Raw genomic sequence first — 19,544 nt, 5'->3', positions numbered from 1 at the left:
TTCGATCCAGGTGACCTATCGGTCGAAGTGCGCCTTCGAGATCTGGCCGTGCACTCCGACCGTTTTGTCGACCACCTGCGAGACGGTGAAGTTCGCGGCCGCGGAGAGGTACGCATAGGCCGTCGCGCGGTCCATACCCAGATCGGTCTCGAGGAAGTCGAGCGCATTGACCACCGCGCGGCGCATGGCGGCGTTCAGGTCCGAGCTCTGGCCGCCGACGGCACCGTCCGGGTCGGACAGACCGATCGGAATCCACGAGTCCTCGTTCTCGGCAAAGGGATACGAGTACGCGACGGACGGGGCATCACCGCTGCCCGCCTTGCAGACGGTGAGGCGGAAGGTGCCGCGTAGCGAACCCTCCATCGCCGTCAACGCCACCTCCCCGTCGCCCATCGCCATGTGTGGATCGCCGACGTAGAACAACGCACCCTCCGCGAACACCGGGAGGTAGAACGTCGATCCGACGCCGAGCAACCCGACATCGATGTTGCCGCCGCCGAGCGTCGGCGGAATCGAATTCGCATTGGGCGACGTCAACCCTGGGTCGCTGGCGAATGCAACGCCCATCATGCCCATGAACGGACGTAGCGGAAAGCGCACGGACGCATCGCCGTACCGCATCACGCCCTGCCCGTCCTCGACGGCGGTGAACGTGGAGACGTTGCCGTACTGCGTCGGGTCACCCGACTTCCTGCCGTCGCTTCCGATCGGTGGCATGACCTCGTCGAGGCTGATACCCGCCGGTGCCTCACCCGACGCGGTGACCGCAAGAGCACCCTTGCCGTGCCGGCTCGACACCACGCCGTACGGGACCCGAGGAATCGCCTCGAGCGTCTCGATCTTGAGCACGTCGCCGCGCTGCGCGCCTTCGACGAACACCGGGCCAGTCACCACGTGCGGTCCGTCGACGTCGAAGTTGCGGACCGTCCGGTCGTATCCGCCGGCGATGTCGATCGCGTCCTGAAGAACGTCGGACTCGGAAACACCTTCGCCACCGAAGAATTCGACGGGATCGCGGCCCTGGTCTTCGAGAATCCCCTCATGGCTGAGCGCGTCGATGGTCACCGTCTCACCGGACTTCATCTGCAGCACCGATTCGGACTCGACCGTCGGCACGTAGCCCCACAGGACCTTGTCGACCTCCGAGCTCAGGTAGTGATCGCCGGAGATGTCGCCCGCTCCGGGCTGAAGGATCCCGCCGGCGGTAGTTGCGGGTGCCGATGAACTCGCAGCCGCAGTGGTCGTCGAGGATGTAGAACACGCTGCCGTTCCGGCAATTCCGACGCCTGCGCCGAGTGCTGCCACCGCCTGGATGAAGCCGCGACGCCCGATTCCCTTGGTGATCGTTTCCGCTGCCTGCTCCGCCATCGACCGCGCCATGATGCCTCCTGAAGTGTCCGAATCTCGAACGTAGACGCGCCGTGTTTCTCGGCCGTTACGAACGCGGGTCGGACGAAGTGCTCAGCGGGACAGCTCAGCTGGGATCGCTACCACCGACCGCCGCCCGCCAGATCGCGCTGACAGCGGCAGGCACCGACTCGGCAAACCCACCATCGTCGACAACGATGTTCACGGCTCGACGACGACAGCGAGAATGGCGCTGCCCACTCACATCGGTAGATTCACGACCATGCCGACAGATTCCACACCCGACGGATTCACCTTCGAGCGCTTCGACGTCACCGACGCCGGATCCATCGCCACGGTCTTCGCGGCCAAGGAACACCGAGCCGGGCTCTACGTTCTGCACTTCACCGACGGCTCGGCTCACGTCGGCTACGCCGATTCGGTCGCCGCGCGGTTCGCCGCCGATCTGGACACCTGGACCGACATCGAGGCAATCGACTTCACGGCCGGAACGTCGGACCAGCTGGTAGAGGTGCAGGAGCTCGTGTCGCGCCTGACCCGCCTACGCGAACGCCCCGCCGAGTCCGATGCGATCGGCGAGGCACCGAGCGCGAAATCAGCACTGCCGAAGGAACGAGCCAAGCGGGCAACATTGCTCGACGCAGCCGTGGGCAAGGCGCGCAAACAATTCTGGGAACTGTCCGACCACATCGCGTACCCCGCCATCCGCAGCATCGTGGCCGACTACATCAATTCCTCGATACCCGACCCGGCGAACACCACCAAGTACCTGTGGCAGATTGCGGCACTGTCCGACGCACCCGACCAGACGGGACCTCGACGCCTGGTGACGCTGACGTGCGGCGGTTTCGAAACGCTGCGCATAGACGAGATCATGCACGACGACGACACGATCGAACTCGACCTGCGCATCAACACCAATGTTCCGCGCGACCGGACCGACGAGCAGCTCGAGATATCCAACGAGACCGTCAGTGCTGGGCGCGGACCGTACCGTGACGAACGTGTGTGGTCGTGGTCGATCGACCTCGGGGCACTGCTGGAAGAAGACGTCGATGTCGACTTGGGCATCGACGACGACACGTTCGACGACCTCGCCTACGGCCTCAACGCCCGGCTCATGCGCTCCGGAAACTCCACGGGCGCAGCGACACACAACCACGACCTGGCCGCCGACCTGCTCGCCGAGGCATACCGGCAGCTGTTCGAGACCGAGTGACCGACCGACTCTGGTACGTCTCGTACGGGTCGAACCTGCTGCGCGAGAGGTTCTTCACCTACCTGACGGGATCCGACGACAGCTCCGAATTCGGTGCGCACCCTACCGCGCCGTCGACTGCGTTACCTGCTGAAGAAAAGTGGTTGTGGATCGACCACGCACTGTATTTCGCAGGCGTCTCCAAGCGCTGGACAGGATCATCCGCCTTCGTCGCGACAACAGTAGATGCCACGAATCGCTCGGTAGCGCACGGCTACCTGGTCGACCGACGCCAGTTCGCTCATCTGGCTGCGGTCGAGAACGTCGTCGGGTCCGTCGATATCGGAGCGACGGAGACGCTTGCCATCGGACAGTGGTCGCAGCTGGCAGTGGATCGCGAGGGCGAGAACTTCCGCGGCAAATACGATGCACTGCTGCGACTTCCGGACCTCGGTGGACAGCCCGCGTTCACACTGACCAGTTCGATCGTGCGGGAGCCCGGCGAACCGTCGAGCAGGTATCTTTCGACGATCCGGCGCGGACTACTGTCCGCCTCCATCGACCTCGATGTGGACGCCTACCTGCAGGCCGCCATCGAACGATCGGGGACGATCACTTCAGAGCATCGAGATTCGTCTTCAACAACAGCACGTTGTAGTCCGACCACCGAGAAGCAGTGAAGTACAGGTCTTTTCCGCTCGACATCGGGTGAATGAACGGCGCATAGATACCACCGGCCGTCTGACCGGCGTCGAGAATTGTCCTCGGCGCACTCCACGGACCCTCGGGATTGTCGGCGGTGCGAGCGACCAATGTGCGAGAGTTCTCGTCCCCGTACATCATCACGTAGCGGCCGAGGTAGTCGTTCCACGCCACCGACATCTCGCTGACCGGTCCCTTGACGATGGCAACGGTGTCGCCGATATTCTTCGACCACTGCTTCGTCGGATCCGGATCCTGCGTCGAGTACTCGTACGCGTCGAGGTTCTCGATGTCGTTCGGTGCCACGCGCGAGACGAAGGCGTCGCCGAATCGTCCGTTCGGAGTGCCGAACTGGTACAGGTACTCGCCGTCGCGACCCAGCACGTAGGCACTCTGCTGGAACTTGCCCTGGCTCTCGTGGACGTTGGTGAAGCCCGGGATGGTGACACCCTTGTTGACGCGGATCGTCTTGGGATCCGTCGACCAATTCTGGCCGTTGTCAGTCGATTTAGCCGTTGCGGAGTAGTTCGTGATCCAGCGTCCTGGTGTGCCCCAGCTCTGCACCGACATGTAGTTGATGTACTGGGTGTTGCCGATCGCGATGGCCGCCGTGGGGATCGTCGTGTCCTCGACGGTCGGCAGTTTGGCGCTCGCGATGATTTCGGCTGCGTACCTGGGATTGTCGGCTCGCACGACCGCACCGGAGGTGTTGTCCGCTGGGTTGGCTGGACCGATCTCGATGCCCTGCGCCAGGTTCGTCGATGCCTTGTCCGAACGAAAGAGGGCGTTGCTGCGCCACTGCGCGTTGCCGGAGGAGCAGTCCCCGAACGTGTCTCCGAACGCCATCAAGATCTGGCCGGCACCGTTGTCCCAACTGATACCCAGGTCGGTGCCGGACATCGCGAGGTCGTCGTAGGTGTTGTTCACGCTCTGCGGACCGGTGACCCAGGCAATGCTCTGCGTATTGCCGGTGATCCGAGGGAGAGGCCCCTGCGGCCCCTGGGGATTCTTGCCCGACATCCCCGCGCTGCCCGAGGATCCGAACAGCGGCGACGAACCCGGCCCACCGAGACCACCGCAGGGTTCGGCCGAGACGGTAGGCGCGGTGAGAGCGCTGAGTCCGCTCACTGCCAGTGCCAGGACAGCCCCGACAGCGATCTGCCGACTACGTACACGCATTAACGAACCCACCGTTTCCCGTGTGACCCACGATACTGATGTGACTGATGGGACGAGTGTTACGCAAATCTACCGAACACGCAACAAATCGGGCGCGTCGGTACTTGACAAAACGCCTACGGCGAGAATGACACTCGTGTGATTAGTCGGCGATCATGCGCGCGTGAGTCGTGTCCAGAGCGAGAAGCGCAGCACCCTGCACGACGACGGCAGCTCCGTGGCCCAGCGCCTGGTCAGCGGTGATCCGGCCGCCGAACCGAGGCTTCCTGACGGCGATGTGCGCACCGGTCGCGATGTAGAGAACGTCGAGACCTGCATTGATCCACAGCAGCTTGCTCAAGCTCTTGGACGTCGGGACCGAGGAGTTGAGCGCCCCCGCGGCGGCAATGGCCACATCGATTGCTCCCCACCCGGCGGTCTGCTGACCGAACGCCCGCCAGGCAGGCGACGACCCGCGCAACGCCAACACCGTTCCGACGAGCGCACTTCCACCGCCCCACACCGTGAGACGACGGCCGAGCCGCTGGGCGACGATGGGGGCTTCGAGTGCTGTCATGGTCTCCAGTGTGCCGCGTTCGAGGGAAGGCCGGTTCGTAACGCGCGGTCGGTTGCGGCCGATCCCATGAGCACTGAAAATTCGTGCTCGAAACGAACGGAGCCACCATGCTGAAGAAGATCCTCGCCGGAGTCGCGTTGGCGATCGGCGGCGCAGTGCTCGTCGCGCCGACAGCCTCCGCAGCTCCCGACGACAACCCGTTCGGGCCCAAGGATTCGACCGCGAACTTCGTGAGCGCCTTCGACCCGGCGGCATACGGTGCAGCGAGCACCAAGTCGTTGATCGTCAGCCCGTTCGGCACGAGCGTGCAGATCGATTGCTCGTCGTTCCACGGTCAGAGCTGGTGCTCCCAGAACGGCCGAGCCCTGACGGAGATCCGAATCCCGGCCGGGTCGTCGGAGTGGAACTACCGGATGCTCTACGTCTACAACCCCTTCTGATGTTCGTCGGCCGTGCACTGTGCGGACTGGCGCTCCTCACTCTTACCGGTTGCGCGGCAACGGAACCCGAGCCGCAGGTCGAGGTGGTCGACGTGACGCCGACGTCGTTCCCGCTGCCTCCCTCAGCGGTCGCAGCCACCGCCATCCCCACCCCGGAGGATACGACCGCGATCTTTCGCACCGTGTTCGATGGCACCGCCGAACGAGGCGACCGCGCCGACGCGCTCGAAGGATCGGCGGAGGAAAACGCCGCGGTCTTCGACAGCGGGGGAATCGTGTCGGAGGTGATCTTCGACCACGTTTCCACTGTTTCGCCCGACCGGGTCGCGGCGACAGGAGCCTCACTGGGGCAACCTACGACCATCGACTTCGTCGTGTCGGATGGCCGCTGGAAACTCGAACGATCGACGGCCTGCGCTGTCACCGGGGCCTGCTGATCACCAACCGAACGGGTCGGAGTCGGATCCGGGCAGCCAACTGTTGCCTGGTTCGACCCATCCCATGGATTTGATCATCTTCTTGGCGGCGCGCTGATTGCGGCCGATCAGGCGGTCGAGGTACAGGTGACCGGCCAGATGGTCGCACTCGTGTTGGAGACACCGAGCCAGGTAGCCGTGGCCCTCGACCGTCACCGGATCGCCCTCCACATCGACGCCGGTGACGCGGGCCCACTCGGCGCGTCCCGTGGGGTACCGCTCCCCCGGAACCGACAGACACCCTTCGGTGTCCTCGGGGTCGGGCATCGTCTCCGGGATCGCCGACGTCTCGAGCACTGGATTGACCACGTGCCCGCGGTGACGCACTCCGCCGTCGTTCAGGTCGTAGACGAACACCGCCCGCGGGTCACCGACCTGATTGGCGGCGAGACCGGCACCGTGCGCGGCGGTGTTGGTCTCGAAGAGATCGTCCACGAACGCCGCCAGTGCCGCATCGAACTCGGCGACGGGAACGGCATAGGTCGTCAGCCGCGGGTCGCCGGCAATGAGGATGGGTCGAATCGCCATGCGACGAGGTTACTGTCGAAGCATGGCTCACTCCCGTCGCTCCCCCACGGCGCACCCAGCGGACAAGGTTTGCGCATCGTGCGGACGGAGAATCGAATGGCGCAAGAAGTGGGAGAAGAACTGGGATGACATCAAGTACTGCAGCGACACATGCCGGCGACACAAGGTGAGCACCACAGACAAGGAACTCGAGGACAAGATCAGGACCCTGCTCGACGCCCGATCTCGTGACGCCACGATCTGCCCCTCCGACGTCGCACGAGCGCTGTCCGACGACGGGTGGCGCGACTTGATGGAGCCGGTCCGCCGCGCAGCTCGACGCATGGTCGACGCGGGAGAAGTCGAGATCACACAGAAGGGTTCCGTCGTCGATCCATCGACCGCGAAGGGGCCCATCCGCATCCGGTGGAAGCGCTGACCTGCGCTGCAGAAACGTGTCGGTGGGTGGGTATAGCTTTCGTGGGGTGAAGACATGGGGGGATGTGTTCGGGCTCGGGGACAAGGAATTGGTCTCCGCGCTCGCCGACGCGACTTCCCACGAGAATGCGCTTGCTGCAACCAGATTGACTCTGCTGGCCGAGATCGACCGACGCGGATTGGCGATGAAGCTCGGCCACTCGTCCGTGACCCGCTGGTACGCCCGGTCGGTTCGGATCACCGACGGATCAGCCGTCCGCCAGAACGCACTGGGGTACTGGCTGCACGATCACCACACCGTGCTCGACGCCCTCGCCTGCGGTGAGATCCACGCCGCGCATGCCGCCGCGATCGCCGAGGGCTACGACGTCGTCCTGCTGGCCGACCCCACCCTCGACGAGCATCGACGCGACGCAATCGTCGCCGAACTCCTCGACACCGCGATGCGCAGCACCGCCGGTCAGGTCACCTCACGTGCGCAAGCGCTGGCGCACTCTGCGGCGGAGGACGCTCGGGCCCGGCACGAGAAGGACCGACGGGAGCAACAACAACGAGAGCAGGAAAAGCGGGAGCAGGAGCGTCGAGACCAGGCGGGGCAGAGCGATCATTCAGCGACGTCCACCGACAGGCTGCCCGATCCGGAACCGCCTGCACCGGAGCCTGTTCCGCCGACTCCTGCACCGCGGCCGGTGTCGGAGAACCCGGACCTGAACCGTTTCGACGTTCATCCTCTGGCCAATGGCCGCTTCCAGCTGGGCGGCAACGTCGACCTGATGGTGGCCGAGAAGCTGCTCACCGCGTTGTCGGGGTTGACCGCTCCGCGCCCGGGCCACGGTGGTGAGCGCGATCCACGTGGTCCGTCGAAGCGCCGGGCCGATGCACTCGATCACATTCTCGACCGACACCTACGCGGCAGCCGCGGGTCGGCGGGTGGGTCGCGGGCGTCGGTGCACCTGATCGTTCCGCTGCGAGACTTGCTCAGGGACCGCGGAGAGAAGCAATCCGGGAGCGCTACAACGGGTTCGGCGACACACATCGCCGGCGCTACCGGCGACAACTCACGAACCGGCGGCGGTGCCAGTCCCGATCGTGCCAATGGCGGCGGCAACGAGGGCCCCGATCGCGGAGCGGGCGGTGCCCGTACCAGCGGGAGCAGTGCTGTTACCGGCGACAACTCACGAACCGGTGACTCCAACGCCGGTCCCGGTCGTGGCACCGCCGATCACCGTGTGGGCGGGAGCAGTGCTGTTACCGCCGACAACTCACGAACCGGCGATGCCAACGCCGGTCCCGGTCGTGGCACCGCCGATCACCGTGTGGGCGGGAGCAGTGCTGTTACCGCCGACAACTCACGAACCGGTGACTCCAACGCCGGTCCCGGTCGTGGCGGTCGCAGCGATGCCGGTGGTGGCGATGCCAGGAAGAACCCGGCTCCCGAGCCGGGCGACGCGGACTGGCCGTTCCACTTCGACTGGACCGGCCCGATCAGTCGCTCCCTCGCCGAACTCGTCACCTGTGACGCCGACCTGACCCCTGTCATCGTCGACCACAACGGCGTTCCACTCGCGCTCGGACGAACCACCAGACTCGCCTCCGACGACCAGCGCATCGCTCTGACCATCCGCGACACCTGCTGCGTGATGTGCGGCCGCCCCGCACAGTGGTGCCAAGCCCACCACGTCAGATTCTGGGAACACGGCGGCCGCACCGACCTGAACAACCTTGCGCTGGTCTGCGGAGAATGCCACCGCCTCGTCCACCACGGCGACTGGCAGCTACTCATGGGCGACGATGGACACCCCTACGCCATCCCACCCGAATCCATCGACCCCACAAGGCGACCCATCCCCAGCTACCACCGACGAAAACGTCGCGCAGCCTGACAACAGGTCAACTGCGCAGCTCACGCTTGAGCAATTTTCCGCTCTGATTGCGCGGCAATTCGTCGACGAACGCGACGGTCTTGGGCACCTTGAACGGCGCTATCCGACCCTTCACATGGTCGATCAAGACCTCCGACGACAACTCACTTCCGTCCTTCAGAACGACGACGGCCGTCACCGCCTCGATCCACTTGTCGTCGGGGGTCCCGATCACCGCGACCTCGGCGACCGCCGGATGGGTGTAGATCGCATCCTCCACCTCGCGCGACGCGACGAGAATGCCGCCGGTGTTGATCACGTCCTTGATCCGATCGACCACGGTGATGAACCCCTCGGCATCACGGGTCACCAGGTCACCGGAATGAAACCACCCGTCCGAGAACGCATCTGCCGTCGCCTCCGGCTTGCCCCAGTAGCCGTCGCACAACTGAGGGGAACGGTAGAGGATCTCGCCGGGCTCGCCGTCCGGCACATCGTTGCCGTCGGCATCGACGACGCGGGTTTCGACGAAGAACACCGCACGTCCGCACGATGCCGGCCGCGCCTCGTGCTCCTCGGGCTGCAATACCGTTGCCAGCGGGCCGATCTCGGACTGCCCAAAACAGTTGTAGAACTCGATGTCCGGGTACCGGTCACGTAGCCGAGTCAGCACGGTGACAGGCATGATCGAAGACCCGTACTGCGCCTTCTTCAGCGACGAGAGGTCGCGCGTGGCCAGGTCGGGGTGATTGGCGAGCGGAACCCACACCGTCGGTGCCAGGAACAGAGACTTGATCTTCTCCTCTTCGATGCGGCGCAGGATCTCCGGAACGTCGGGCCTGCGCATCAAGCGGACCGTGGCACCCACCGACAGGTAGGGCAGCATGAACACGTGCATCCCCGCCGAGTGATACATCGGCATCACGAGTAGAGGATCGTCGTCCCGAGTGAACCCGAGCGCGATGACGCACGAGACGTATTCCGCGACGAGCGCGCCATGAGACATCATCGCGCCCTTGGGTTTCGACGTCGTTCCGGAGGTGTAGAGCAACTGAGCGAGGTCGGTCGAATCGGCGGCGGGTTCGAGTTCGGAGCCGTCACCGTCTGTGCCCAGTACATCGGGAAGGGAGACCACGTGCTCGATCATCAGGTCTCCACGAACGGAGTCGAGGGTGGCCGTCAACGCCGGATCCACGAGAACCACGCGGGAGCCCGACTGATCGAGCAAGTACTGCAGTTCTTCGCCCACCAGCGCGTAGTTGATCGGAACGTGCACCAATCCGGCTCGCGCACAAGCAAGGAACGCAACGACGTACGCATCCGAGTTGACGCCGTACGCCGCCACACGGTCACCCTTGTTCAATCCCAACGCGATCAGCCGGCGGGCGGCGCGGGTAACCGCGGTATCGAGTTCCTTGTAGGTGTGACTGCGTCCCTCGAACGTCACGGCGAGACGATCGGGGAATTTCGCGGCCGACCGTCGCAGGACGCCGTCGACGGTGTTCACTCGTGTTCCGCTGCTCATCACCCGACGTTATAGGACGTCCAAGCATCTCGTCCCGTGTTTGGCTGCCCTTACGGTTCGCGCATCCCCAGTGGGGCATTCGCCCCGGTATGACACTCAAACAAGCACTCGACAGCCTCGAATCGGCATCGTTCCTCGACGGAACCGGCAACGCCATCAACGGCGTTCTCGAGCCCGCACTCGACGACAGCGCGATCGGTGGGGCGCTCCGTGGGCGATGGATCGGTCACCCCATTCACCCGGCACTCGTCAACGTCACCATCGGTAGCTGGACCAGCGCCGTTGCCCTCGACCTGCTCAATCACCAATCGAGGGCGAGCAAGCTCGTCATCTCCGTCGGGCTGGCGTCCGCGCCGGCAGCCATCGCCACCGGTTGGGCCGACTGGTCGACGATGAACACGCGCCAACGACGGGTCGGGATGATCCACGCGGCCTCGAACGCGACCGGCGTATTCCTGTTCCTCGGCTCCTACCTACGACGCCGCAAGCACACCGACGGTGTTGCCAAGGCCCTGGCTGCGGCAGGCCTGGCGGCAGCGAGCGTCGGCGGCCTCATCGGAGGTCACCTCGCCTACAGCTCCACCGAGCAAGAACCGGCTCCGGCAGGCAAGCACAACATTCGCCGGTAGATCAGCAATTGTTCGGCTCACCGATCTTCACCGCGGACAGCAGTGCATCCCCCTCACCGATGAGAGTCCCTGCGGGTGGATCCTGCGCTACGACAATCCAGTTCGAGTCGTTGACCTGCATCCGGCTCGCACCGGACGCATCGTTGCTCCGGGAGTAGAAGACTCCTGCAGCCTGAATCGTATTCTGGGCAGTCTGCAGATTCATACACACGACCGGAGGCATGGCAACGAGGACGGGCTCCGCGGCGGGCGGTTCGGGCGCGGTGGTGTCCGGAAGGACAATTCGCTCGGAAGCCGTCGGCGCGGTCGTGGCTGGGGTCGCGTCCACGGTCACAGTCCGCACTTCGGTTCGAACCTCGGGTTCGGCGGAGTCCGCAGATCCGCAGCCCGCGAGGACGAACACAGGAAGGGCGAGCACGATGGCCGATCGCACGCGGAAACGACTGCTGCTCGTCATGAATACCTCTCGACACGACCGACAGCCTGTTGCAACCGGTGCCCATGAGAGATCGTCAGACCGGTAAGTCTGTTACGGCGGGCGCTCTCAGCGCATTTCCGTACGCCGTACGGTAGACTGCGTCGGTCCCGGGCGAACCAGCGTCGGGGGCGGCGAAAGGCGACTCGAACGCAATGACTCCAGCCCAGCCGACGATCTCGATCGATACACCGACACCTGCAGACGAACTGTCCACCATCATCGTTCGTGGAGCCCGCGAGAACAATCTCCGCGACGTGAACCTAGACCTCCCCAAACGCTCGCTCGTCGTGTTCGCGGGCGTCTCCGGTTCGGGCAAGTCGTCGCTCGTCTTCGACACCATCGCCGCCGAAGCACAACGGCAGATCAACTCCACGTTCACCGCGTTCGCTCAGACGTTTCTCCCGTCCTACGGTCGGCCCGACGCCGATCTGATCGCCAACCTGTCGGCCGTCGTGATCGTCGATCAGAAGCGTCTGTTCGGTGGCCCGCGATCGACGGTCGGCACCATCACCGACATCGGCGACTGGCTACGCATGCTCTGGTCCCGCGCCGTCACGCCGAGCATCGGCTATGCCAATGCGTTCTCGTTCAACGACCCCGCCGGAATGTGCCTCGAATGCGAGGGGCTCGGCGAGGCGAAGGTCGTAGACCTCCGCGAGCTGGTGGACGAGTCGAAGTCCTTGCGCGAGGGGCCGTTCAAGCATCCGGACTTCGAGGTCGGCAAATGGCCGTACCGAGTGTTCGCCGACTCGGGCCTGTTCGACCTCGACATCCCGATCGAGCAGTACTCCGCCCGTGAGCGCCACATTTTCTTCGACGCCAAGCCCGGCGAGGTCGAGGTGATGAATCCCGACGCCGTCATGAAGAGTTACGAGGGGATCGTGTCCAGGTTCCGGCGCAGCTACCTGGCGAAGGACGCCGACGCACTCAAAGGCAAAGCCAAGCTCGCGTTCGAGCGCATCGTCACCCGCGGCACCTGCGAGGCCTGCGGCGGCTCTCGATACAACGAGACCATCCGCGGTGCCACCCTCGAAGGACTGTCCTTGCCCGACGCGTTCGCGATGCAGGTCTCCGAACTCGCCGACCGCATCGACGGCTGGCGGATCACGGTCCTGGGCAGCGTCACCGCCGAAATCGTCACGCAGCTGCGACGACTCGTCGATCTCGGTCTCGGCTATCTCAGCCTGGACCGCACAACGTCGTCGCTGTCGGGCGGTGAATCGCAGCGCATCAAGATGGTGCGGCACCTCGGAGCAACCCTCAACGACATGCTCTACGTCTTCGACGAACCGACCACCGGGCTCCACCCCCGCGACGTCCACCGCCTCGACGACATGTTGCTCGCGCTGCGCGACAAGGGCAACACCGTCCTCGTCGTCGAGCACGATCCCGAGGTCATGGCCATCGCCGACCGCATCGTCGAGATCGGCCCCGGTGCCGGAAAGGCCGGCGGCACAGTCGTGTTCGAGGGCACCTACGACGAACTGCGCCGCGCCGACACCCGTACCGGATCCGCGCTGCGGCGCGAAAGCGTCGAACTACGCACTCCCCGTCCGCCATCGGGCTGGCTGAGCATCACCGGAGCGAGCACCCACAACCTGCGCGACGTCAGCGTCGACATTCCGCTCGGAGTCCTGACGGCCGTCACCGGTGTCGCGGGCTCCGGCAAGTCCAGCCTCATCCACGGCCACCTTCGCGAGTCCGCGCCGGACGCCGTCATCATCGACCAGGCACCCATCCGCGGTTCGCGTCGTTCCTCCCCCGCGACCTACACCGGACTGCTCGATCCGATCCGCGCCTACTTCGCCAAGAAGACCGGGCAGCCGCCGTCACTGTTCTCCCCCAACTCCGACGGTGCGTGCCCCGACTGCCAGGGCGGTGGCGTCATCTTCACCGATCTCGGGTTCACCGACCCGGTGACGAGCACGTGTGAAACTTGCCAGGGCAGGCGGTTCCGATCGGGCGCGATCCGGCACACCGTCGACGGCATCAGCATCGCCGACATCTTCGAGATGTCCGTCGAGGACGCGCAGGACTTCTTCGAGGTCAAGAAGATCCGCGACATCCTCCGTCGGTGCCGGGACGTCGGCCTCGGCTACCTCTCACTCGGCCAGAACCTGTCGTCCCTCTCCGGCGGCGAACGTCAACGGCTCAAGCTCGCCACCGAATTGGTCGGGTCGTCACCGGTGCTGGTTCTCGACGAGCCGACGACCGGTCTGCACCCGTCGGACGTGTCGAACCTGATCGCGTTGCTGTCCGGGATGGTCGACGAGGGCAGGTCGGTGATCGTCATCGAACACAACCTCGACGTCATCGCCGCCGCCGACTGGGTCATCGACCTCGGCCCCGACGGCGGGCACAACGGCGGGCTGATCACCTTCACCGGCACCGTCGACGAGTTGGTGCTCTCCGACACCCACACCGGCACGTACCTGGCACGGAGCCTGGGCCGCTGACCGCGACCCGATAGTGTTGGCGCTGGAAGAGACACCGGAAACACAGGAGTGGCAGTGCAGCGTCGATCGGCACGAATGATCTCAGCCGGGTTCGCGGTCGTCGCGCTGGTCGCGACCGGTTGCGGCGGCACGACGGCGGACTCCCCGCCGACCACCACCTCGGCCGCGGCGTCGAGCGGGGAGTTTCCGAGGACGATCGCGTCGGGCCCGGACGGCGGGACCGTCACCATCGACGCGATGCCTCGTTCGATCGTCTCGCTGAGCCCGACGGCGACGGAGACCCTGTACGCCGTCGGCGCGGGTGAGCAGGTGGCGGCCGTCGACGATCAGTCGGACTATCCCGCCGACGCACCGAAGACCGGGCTGTCGGCGTTCACGCCGAGTCTCGAGGCGATCGTCGCGTACGACCCGGACCTGGTCATCACCTCCACCGACCTCGGCCTCGTGACGTCCACTCTGGCCGAGGCCGGCATTCCGACGCTGCTGGTTCCGGCCGCGACGAGCCTCGACGACGCGTACTCGCAGATCGAACGCGTCGCGGATGCCACCGGGCACGACGCCGACGGCGATGCGGTGGTCGCCCAGATGCGGTCCCGGATCGACGCTGCCGTGGCGAGCGTTCCGGATCGTGATCAGCCGCTGACGTACTTCCACGAACTCGACGACACGCTGTACACCGTGTCCAGCCAGAGCTTCGTCGGCCAAATCTACGGACTGTTCGGCCTCGAGAGCATCGCCGACGGCTCCGATGCGGGCGACTACCCACAACTGTCCGCCGAAACGGTGATCACCACGGATCCCGATATCGTGTTCCTCGCCGACGCCCAATGCTGCGGCGTGACAGCCGAATCCGTCGCCGCTCGGCCGGGGTGGGGTTCGATGACCGCCGTCCGAGACGGCAGGATCTTCCCGATGGACGAGGACCTGTCGAGTCGGTGGGGCCCACGCATCGCAGACCAGGTGGAAGCCGTCGCCGCTGTGGTGCAACAGATTCCGGTGTGAACTCGGCGGGTGACCGAACACTGCGATCACCCGCCGCGCTCTAGACGATGCTGTCGCGGTGCATGGCCTCGATCTCGTCGGCGCTGCACCCGATTTCGGTCAGCACCTCATCGGTGTCGGCACCGTGCTTGCGTCCGGTGTGTCTGATGCTTCCGGGGCTACCACCCATCCGCCACATGACGTTCTGCATGCGCACCGGACCGAGGTCGTCGTCCTCGACGGTCGTCACCATCTCGATGGCGTTGACCTGTGGATCGGACAACAGGTCGCTCGGCTTGTAGACGGGAGCGACTGCCGCGCCTGCCTTTTCGAACTCGTCGATCACCACGTCTTTCGTCCGCTCGCCGATCCACCCGCCGACGTACTCGTCCAGCAGATCCGCGTGGGCGGCGCGCTGACGCCCGGTGGCGAACCATGGTTCGTCGAGCACCTCGGGGTGGCCCACCAGGACCAGCACGCGCTCAGCGATCGAATTGGCGCTCGTGGAGATCGCCAACCAATGACCGTCCGCGGTCTTGTACAGGTTGCGGGGCGCATTGTTGCTCGACCGATTGCCCGTGCGTTCCTGATCGATCCCCAACTGGTCGGCGTAGATGACGCCCGGCCCGACCGCGGCCATGATCGGGCTCAACAGATCCAGGTCGATCTGCTGACCCTGACCGCCGTTGTTGGTTCGGTGCAGCAGGGCCATGGACACCGCCGACGAGCCGGCGATCCCGGCGAGGGAATCGGCCAGTCCGAACGCAGGAAGCGTCGGCGGTCCGTCTGCTTCACCGGTCAGATGCGCAAAGCCACTCATCGATTCGACGAGCGTCCCGAAGGCCGGCCGGGTGGCGTACGGCCCGGTCTGACCGAAACCCGTGACACGCAACAGGATCAGACCCGGATTGAGCTCGGACAGCACGTCGTATCCCAGTCCCCAGCGTTCGAGGGTTCCCGGCCGGAAGTTCTCGACCACCACGTCGGCTTCGGCGGCGAGACGACGAAAGAGTGCTCCGCCCTGTGCATTTCCGAGGTCGAGAGTCATCGTTCGCTTGTTTCGACCGATCATCGTCCACCACAGCGGGTGACCGTCCTTGTCCAGGCCGTGTCCGCGCATACCGTCGGGCTTGGTGGGGTGCTCGATCTTGATGACCTCCGCCCCGAAATCGCCGAGGATCTGCGCGACGAGAGGGCCGGCGAGGATCGTCGAGATATCGAGAACTCTGATGCCCTCGAGCGGGCCCGTCACAGGTACGGACGGTGCAGGTAGCGGCCTGCCGGCGCACCGGCGACGGCACCGTCGGCGAGTACCCGCTGACCACGGACGAACGTGTCGGTCACCTTGGCCCCGAGCTCGAATCCCTCGAACGGTGTGTACTCCTGCGCCGACTCGGAATCCTCAGGCCGGACGGTCCAGGTGTGATCGGGGTCGATGAGGGCGACGTCTGCGTCCATACCGACGGCGATGTCTCCCTTGCCCGGCAGCCCGTAGCGTCGGGCCGGGTTGAGCGAGGTCAGCTCGGCGATGCGACGCCAGCTCAGGCCGCGCTTGCGTCCTTCGCTGACCAGTCCCGGGAGCAGGTACTCGGCACCGCCGAAGCCGGACTTCGCGGCGAAGATGTCGCCGCGGTCCTCGGCGAACTTCTTCTCGTCCTTGCAGCACGCGTGATCGCTGACGACCCAATCGATGTCGCCGGCGAGCAGGTGCTCCCACAGCGCTTCGACGTCGTCACGCGGACGCAACGGCGGGTTGACCTTGCCACCGAGTCCGTAGGCGGTGTCGATATCGGCCAGCAGGTGCCCGATGGTGACCTCGCGGCGAAAGTTGACGTGCGGGAATGCCTTCGCCATCCGCATCGCCGCGGTCAGAGCCTTGCGCGACGACAGATGCAGCAAATTGATGTTGGGCAGCTGCGTCTCGTCTGCGAGGAACGACGCGATGGTGACGGCGAGGCCCTCGGAATGCGGTGGCCGCGACGCGCTGTATGCGGCGAGGCCCTCGAGGGTGCCCTCCTCCTCGACGATCTTGGTGTACGCGCTCATGATCTCGGCGGTCTCGCAGTGCAGCGACAGCGAGATGTGATCGGCCTTGTCGCCCATCTGCTCACGGGCAGCCTGGATGCCGCGCATGACGAACTCGAAGTGCGCCAAGTCGTAGCGCTCCCCCTCGGGCGTCATGAGGAACTCGCTCTGATCGGTGGACCGGCCGTGGAGCCCGTGGCTACCGTAGAACATGAAGATCTTGAACGATGTGACGCCGTGGTCGGCGATGAGCGAGGGGATTTCGTCGATGTGTTCCTTCGACATCGGCGCGAGGTGGTACGCGTAATCGACGTAGGGTCGTCCCTCGGTGGCCTCGAGGACCTTGGGGAACACATCAGCGTAGGAACCGCCGGTGTTCATGTAGTACTGGCCGGTCCGCATGTAGGACAGCGACGTGGTCACGCCGCCCTGGACGCACGCCCGCGACTCGGTCTCGGCATCCTCACCGAGCGAGTTGTAGATACCCCAGTGCTGGTGCGCATCGACGACGCCTGGAAACGCGATCTTGCCTGCTGCGTCGACGACGGTGTCCGCCGCGGAGGCATCGATGTTCGCTTCGATTCGGGTGAACTTGCCGTCTTCGATGAGCAGGTCCAGAAATTCGCCCTCGTCGGGGGCATCGGATCCTGCACGAACTACGCGCGCATTGGTGATCAAGAGCGTTGACATGGTTGTCCTTTCGATTTTTTCACAAGAGTGCAGTTGATCGGAGTGAGCTTGCCGCGAGGTAAGCGAGTCCGAGAGCCGGGAGCAATCCGTTGCCTGCTAGATACCCGGCCGCACCGTGGCCGGAGATGCCCATCGCGGCACCGCCCGAGGCGAACAGACCGGTGATGGCGGAACCGTCGGTGCGCAGAACACGTGCGTTCTCGTCCACGACGAGCCCACCCTGGGTGTGGAACAACGCGGGCACGATCTTGATGGCGGCGTACGGCCCGGCCAGCGGGTGCTCGAAAGAGTTGCGGCCGAACGGATCCGACGCCTCTCCCCGCGCATAGCTTTCCACAGCGACGAGCTCCTCCGCCACTGCCGCAGGCGGGAGCCCGGTTGCGGCAGCAAGACTCTCCGCATCGTCGGCCCACACCGCGGCACCCGAGTCGACGGTCTGCTGGAAGTCCTTGAACGACAAACAACTGTCGTAGATCTCGCGGTCGATGACAACCCAGCCCTCGGAGCCGGGCCTGGCGGCCAGAGTGGCCGCGTATTCGGAGTAGCCGGTCGTCTCGTCACCGAACCGGCGACCGGTCGAGTCGAGCACGACACCGCCGTGCATCACCGTCGCCCATCCGACGAGCGTCGTCGCCTGCTTCGACAGTGCTGCGTGCCCCTGGTACGCATCGAGGTATGCCGAGTCGGCACCGAGACGACGTCCGATGGCCAGCGCATCCCCGTTGGAGTGCTCACTGCCGTGATAGCGCGCCGCGGATATCTCCGGCACGTACTGTGCCACCATGTCCGCATTGGCACCGTAACCGTTGGTGGCCAACAGAACTGCGCGGGTGGGAACGACATCGACGCTACCGTCGGGCATCGTGATGCTCACCCCGTCGACAGCCCCGGCGGTGTCGACGGACACGTCGGTCAGGCGGGCGGGAGTCAACATGTCGATCCGCGGCTCGTCCGCGACCGCTCGGGCGAGGTGCTCGAGCATCGCGCTGCCGTGGCGGCCTTCGACTGTGTGGCAACGCAATTGCGAGTGACCCGGGTACGCGAAATCAGTGACGAGCGTGAGCGGCAGCTCGACGTGATCTGCGAGCCATTCCACCAGCGGCGCACTGACATCGGCCAGGGTGGACGCCAGACGAAGATCGGCACTACCCTTCGTTTTGCGCAAGACATCGTCCAGAAACTGCTGCGGCGAATCCTCGATTCCGGCCTCGCGCTGCCACCGTGAACCGGCACCGGGGATCATGGCCGTGGACATTGCCGTGTTGTTGCCCCGCTTGAAGTGCGTGCTGGCCTCGACCACAAGCACGTCGAGCCCGAGCTGGGCCGCACGCAGAGCAGCAACGAGTCCGCCGCCCGCGCCCGCCACCACCAGGTCGGGACCGTCCTCGCTCATGCGGGGACCTGCAGATCGGAACGCAGACCCAGCAACCGCAGCGCCGTAGCCGTCGGATCGACGACCTGTGGTGACGTCGGTGGATCGACGAGATCGACTGCAGAGCAGGCATTGACGGCGATGGTGCACCGGAGTTTGCGCGCGTGTTCCGAGACCGCTCTGCCCCAGGCTCCGGCGTCTGCGATGTCGTGCACACCGAGCCCGAGCACCTCGGTGGCCTCGGCGACTATCCCGTAGAACCCGAGTCGGCGGTCCAGTTCTGCGGCGATGGCGTCGTTTCTCGCCAACGCACCGATCCGATGTCCCTGGGAGGCATAGAACGACGCCGTCAGCCGCGTGAGGCCGTAGAGCGGCCGCGCGAACGAATCCGCTTCCTCGGCGCAGGGGTCGAGCACGCAGTCGGGCAGGAACCCGTCGGCGTGCGTGTCGCGCACGGAGTGAAAGGCCTGCGACAGCACGTCTTCGGACCGTCTGACGTCGAGTTCGGTATCCAGTGCGCTCGGCGCATCGGGCCCGATGTTGCGGAGCTCGACGGTGATCCCCGCGGGTGAAAGGTGATCGTACCGATCCTGCCGGCGCCGCAGTTCTGCCGCGTCTACGTCGATCGGGGTGAAAGCCAAGAGGTGCATGTGAGGTGGACT

Annotated in this window: 19 protein-coding genes and 1 pseudogene; 10 read left to right on the top strand and 10 right to left on the bottom strand. The window is 65.3% G+C overall.

Annotated features, from left to right (window positions below):
• Positions 1-15: 15 nt before the first annotated feature.
• A complete protein-coding gene (locus AABD04_RS07245; RefSeq protein ID WP_341440671.1) occupies positions 16-1,380 on the bottom strand; it encodes an acetamidase/formamidase family protein in 1,365 nt (454 codons plus the stop codon).
• Between the two features lie 250 nt (positions 1,381-1,630).
• Here AABD04_RS07245 and AABD04_RS07240 point away from each other — a divergent pair, with 250 nt between their 5' ends.
• Complete coding sequence (locus tag AABD04_RS07240) at positions 1,631-2,587, top strand: hypothetical protein (RefSeq protein WP_243595508.1); 957 nt, start codon at positions 1,631-1,633, stop codon at positions 2,585-2,587.
• Positions 2,584-3,246 carry a hypothetical protein gene (locus tag AABD04_RS07235; RefSeq protein WP_341440670.1) on the top strand — a complete coding sequence of 221 codons (663 nt, stop codon included), beginning with the start codon at positions 2,584-2,586 and terminating at the stop codon, positions 3,244-3,246. The genes AABD04_RS07240 and AABD04_RS07235 overlap by 4 nt, the downstream gene beginning before the upstream one ends.
• Here the strand turns inward: AABD04_RS07235 and AABD04_RS07230 are convergent.
• On the bottom strand, positions 3,179-4,447 hold the full coding sequence (locus AABD04_RS07230; protein ID WP_243595510.1) for a DUF4185 domain-containing protein: 1,269 nt from the start codon (positions 4,445-4,447) through the stop codon (positions 3,179-3,181). The two genes, AABD04_RS07235 and AABD04_RS07230, sit on opposite strands and share 68 nt — an antisense overlap.
• A gap of 142 nt (positions 4,448-4,589) precedes the next feature.
• Positions 4,590-5,003 carry a DUF6992 family protein gene (locus AABD04_RS07225; RefSeq protein ID WP_243610932.1) on the bottom strand — a complete coding sequence of 138 codons (414 nt, stop codon included), beginning with the start codon at positions 5,001-5,003 and terminating at the stop codon, positions 4,590-4,592.
• Between the two features lie 107 nt (positions 5,004-5,110).
• On the opposite strand from AABD04_RS07225, the gene AABD04_RS07220 reads away from it, so the two are divergent.
• Together AABD04_RS07220 and AABD04_RS07215 are read left to right on the top strand one after the other, a co-directional pair.
• The gene (locus AABD04_RS07220; RefSeq protein ID WP_243595512.1) at positions 5,111-5,443 is read left to right on the top strand and encodes a hypothetical protein; all 333 of its coding nucleotides are present in this window, start codon (positions 5,111-5,113) and stop codon (positions 5,441-5,443) included.
• The gene (locus tag AABD04_RS07215; protein ID WP_243610931.1) at positions 5,443-5,880 is read left to right on the top strand and encodes a hypothetical protein; all 438 of its coding nucleotides are present in this window, start codon (positions 5,443-5,445) and stop codon (positions 5,878-5,880) included. The genes AABD04_RS07220 and AABD04_RS07215 overlap by 1 nt, the downstream gene beginning before the upstream one ends.
• Here the strand turns inward: AABD04_RS07215 and AABD04_RS07210 are convergent, their stop codons facing one another.
• Positions 5,881-6,447, bottom strand: a complete 567-nt coding sequence (locus AABD04_RS07210; protein ID WP_243610930.1) for a peptide deformylase — start codon at positions 6,445-6,447, stop codon at positions 5,881-5,883.
• Here AABD04_RS07210 and AABD04_RS07205 point away from each other — a divergent pair.
• The 3 genes and pseudogenes from AABD04_RS07205 to AABD04_RS07195 form a co-directional block, all read left to right on the top strand.
• Positions 6,425-6,598, top strand: a pseudogene (locus tag AABD04_RS07205) (DUF2256 domain-containing protein); the annotation flags it as partial. The gene AABD04_RS07210 and the pseudogene AABD04_RS07205 sit on opposite strands and share 23 nt — an antisense overlap.
• 15 nt (positions 6,599-6,613) lie before the next feature.
• Entirely contained in the window at positions 6,614-6,865 is a 252-nt protein-coding gene (locus tag AABD04_RS07200; RefSeq protein WP_243595553.1) for a DUF3253 domain-containing protein, read from the top strand.
• Positions 6,866-6,911: 46 nt separating this feature from the next.
• Positions 6,912-8,747 (top strand): HNH endonuclease, encoded by a 1,836-nt coding sequence (locus AABD04_RS07195; protein ID WP_341440669.1) that lies wholly within the window; start codon positions 6,912-6,914, stop codon positions 8,745-8,747.
• A 7-nt stretch (positions 8,748-8,754) separates the two neighbouring features.
• On the opposite strand, the gene AABD04_RS07190 is transcribed toward AABD04_RS07195, so the two are convergent.
• The gene (locus AABD04_RS07190) at positions 8,755-10,251 is read right to left on the bottom strand and encodes an acyl-CoA synthetase (protein ID WP_341440668.1); all 1,497 of its coding nucleotides are present in this window, start codon (positions 10,249-10,251) and stop codon (positions 8,755-8,757) included.
• Positions 10,252-10,340: 89 nt separating this feature from the next.
• Here AABD04_RS07190 and AABD04_RS07185 point away from each other — a divergent pair, with 89 nt between their 5' ends.
• The gene (locus tag AABD04_RS07185) at positions 10,341-10,880 is read left to right on the top strand and encodes a DUF2231 domain-containing protein (RefSeq protein ID WP_243595517.1); all 540 of its coding nucleotides are present in this window, start codon (positions 10,341-10,343) and stop codon (positions 10,878-10,880) included.
• A 1-nt stretch (position 10,881) separates the two neighbouring features.
• On the opposite strand, the gene AABD04_RS07180 is transcribed toward AABD04_RS07185, so the two are convergent.
• Positions 10,882-11,337 carry a PASTA domain-containing protein gene (locus AABD04_RS07180; RefSeq protein ID WP_243595518.1) on the bottom strand — a complete coding sequence of 152 codons (456 nt, stop codon included), beginning with the start codon at positions 11,335-11,337 and terminating at the stop codon, positions 10,882-10,884.
• Between the two features lie 173 nt (positions 11,338-11,510).
• On the opposite strand from AABD04_RS07180, the gene AABD04_RS07175 reads away from it, so the two are divergent.
• Together AABD04_RS07175 and AABD04_RS07170 are read left to right on the top strand one after the other, a co-directional pair.
• Positions 11,511-13,814 (top strand): excinuclease ABC subunit UvrA, encoded by a 2,304-nt coding sequence (locus AABD04_RS07175; RefSeq protein WP_341440667.1) that lies wholly within the window; start codon positions 11,511-11,513, stop codon positions 13,812-13,814.
• Positions 13,815-13,889: 75 nt separating this feature from the next.
• Positions 13,890-14,816, top strand: a complete 927-nt coding sequence (locus tag AABD04_RS07170; RefSeq protein WP_341442981.1) for an ABC transporter substrate-binding protein — start codon at positions 13,890-13,892, stop codon at positions 14,814-14,816.
• A gap of 40 nt (positions 14,817-14,856) precedes the next feature.
• Here the strand turns inward: AABD04_RS07170 and AABD04_RS07165 are convergent, their stop codons facing one another.
• The 4 genes from AABD04_RS07165 to AABD04_RS07150 are packed head-to-tail and all read right to left on the bottom strand — an operon-like array spanning position 14,857 to position 19,532.
• Complete coding sequence (locus AABD04_RS07165) at positions 14,857-16,047, bottom strand: CaiB/BaiF CoA transferase family protein (protein ID WP_341440666.1); 1,191 nt, start codon at positions 16,045-16,047, stop codon at positions 14,857-14,859.
• Positions 16,044-17,510: a dihydroorotase gene (locus AABD04_RS07160; RefSeq protein ID WP_243595521.1), complete on the bottom strand. Its 1,467-nt coding sequence runs from the start codon at positions 17,508-17,510 to the stop codon at positions 16,044-16,046. The genes AABD04_RS07165 and AABD04_RS07160 overlap by 4 nt, the downstream gene beginning before the upstream one ends.
• Before the next feature lie 19 nt (positions 17,511-17,529).
• A complete protein-coding gene (locus AABD04_RS07155; protein ID WP_341440665.1) occupies positions 17,530-18,903 on the bottom strand; it encodes an FAD-dependent oxidoreductase in 1,374 nt (457 codons plus the stop codon).
• Entirely contained in the window at positions 18,900-19,532 is a 633-nt protein-coding gene (locus AABD04_RS07150) for a hydantoin racemase (protein WP_335742820.1), read from the bottom strand. The genes AABD04_RS07155 and AABD04_RS07150 overlap by 4 nt, the downstream gene beginning before the upstream one ends.
• Positions 19,533-19,544 lie beyond the last annotated feature (12 nt).

Origin of the sequence: Rhodococcoides navarretei (assembly GCF_038069675.1) — a bacterium.
Lineage (GTDB): Bacteria > Actinomycetota > Actinomycetes > Mycobacteriales > Mycobacteriaceae > Rhodococcoides > Rhodococcoides navarretei.
The sequence above is the reverse complement of the archived record's forward strand: the minus strand, read 5'-3'. Positions and strand labels throughout refer to the sequence as shown.

Bases quoted from the DNA above. Each gene is read 5' to 3' on its own strand.
- AABD04_RS07240 (WP_243595508.1), top strand. From the start codon at position 1,631: ATGCCGACAGATTCCACACCCGACGGATTCACCTTCGAGCGCTTCGAC.
- AABD04_RS07160 (WP_243595521.1), bottom strand. From the start codon at position 17,510: ATGTCAACGCTCTTGATCACCAATGCGCGCGTAGTTCGTGCAGGATCC.
- AABD04_RS07150 (WP_335742820.1), bottom strand. From the start codon at position 19,532: ATGCACCTCTTGGCTTTCACCCCGATCGACGTAGACGCGGCAGAACTG.
- AABD04_RS07225 (WP_243610932.1), bottom strand. From the start codon at position 5,003: ATGACAGCACTCGAAGCCCCCATCGTCGCCCAGCGGCTCGGCCGTCGT.
- AABD04_RS07210 (WP_243610930.1), bottom strand. From the start codon at position 6,447: ATGGCGATTCGACCCATCCTCATTGCCGGCGACCCGCGGCTGACGACC.
- AABD04_RS07220 (WP_243595512.1), top strand. From the start codon at position 5,111: ATGCTGAAGAAGATCCTCGCCGGAGTCGCGTTGGCGATCGGCGGCGCA.
- AABD04_RS07185 (WP_243595517.1), top strand. From the start codon at position 10,341: ATGACACTCAAACAAGCACTCGACAGCCTCGAATCGGCATCGTTCCTC.
- AABD04_RS07245 (WP_341440671.1), bottom strand. From the start codon at position 1,380: ATGGCGCGGTCGATGGCGGAGCAGGCAGCGGAAACGATCACCAAGGGA.
- AABD04_RS07170 (WP_341442981.1), top strand. From the start codon at position 13,890: ATGATCTCAGCCGGGTTCGCGGTCGTCGCGCTGGTCGCGACCGGTTGC.
- AABD04_RS07190 (WP_341440668.1), bottom strand. From the start codon at position 10,251: ATGAGCAGCGGAACACGAGTGAACACCGTCGACGGCGTCCTGCGACGG.
- AABD04_RS07180 (WP_243595518.1), bottom strand. From the start codon at position 11,337: ATGACGAGCAGCAGTCGTTTCCGCGTGCGATCGGCCATCGTGCTCGCC.
- AABD04_RS07230 (WP_243595510.1), bottom strand. From the start codon at position 4,447: ATGCGTGTACGTAGTCGGCAGATCGCTGTCGGGGCTGTCCTGGCACTG.
- AABD04_RS07215 (WP_243610931.1), top strand. From the start codon at position 5,443: ATGTTCGTCGGCCGTGCACTGTGCGGACTGGCGCTCCTCACTCTTACC.
- AABD04_RS07175 (WP_341440667.1), top strand. From the start codon at position 11,511: ATGACTCCAGCCCAGCCGACGATCTCGATCGATACACCGACACCTGCA.
- AABD04_RS07155 (WP_341440665.1), bottom strand. From the start codon at position 18,903: ATGAGCGAGGACGGTCCCGACCTGGTGGTGGCGGGCGCGGGCGGCGGA.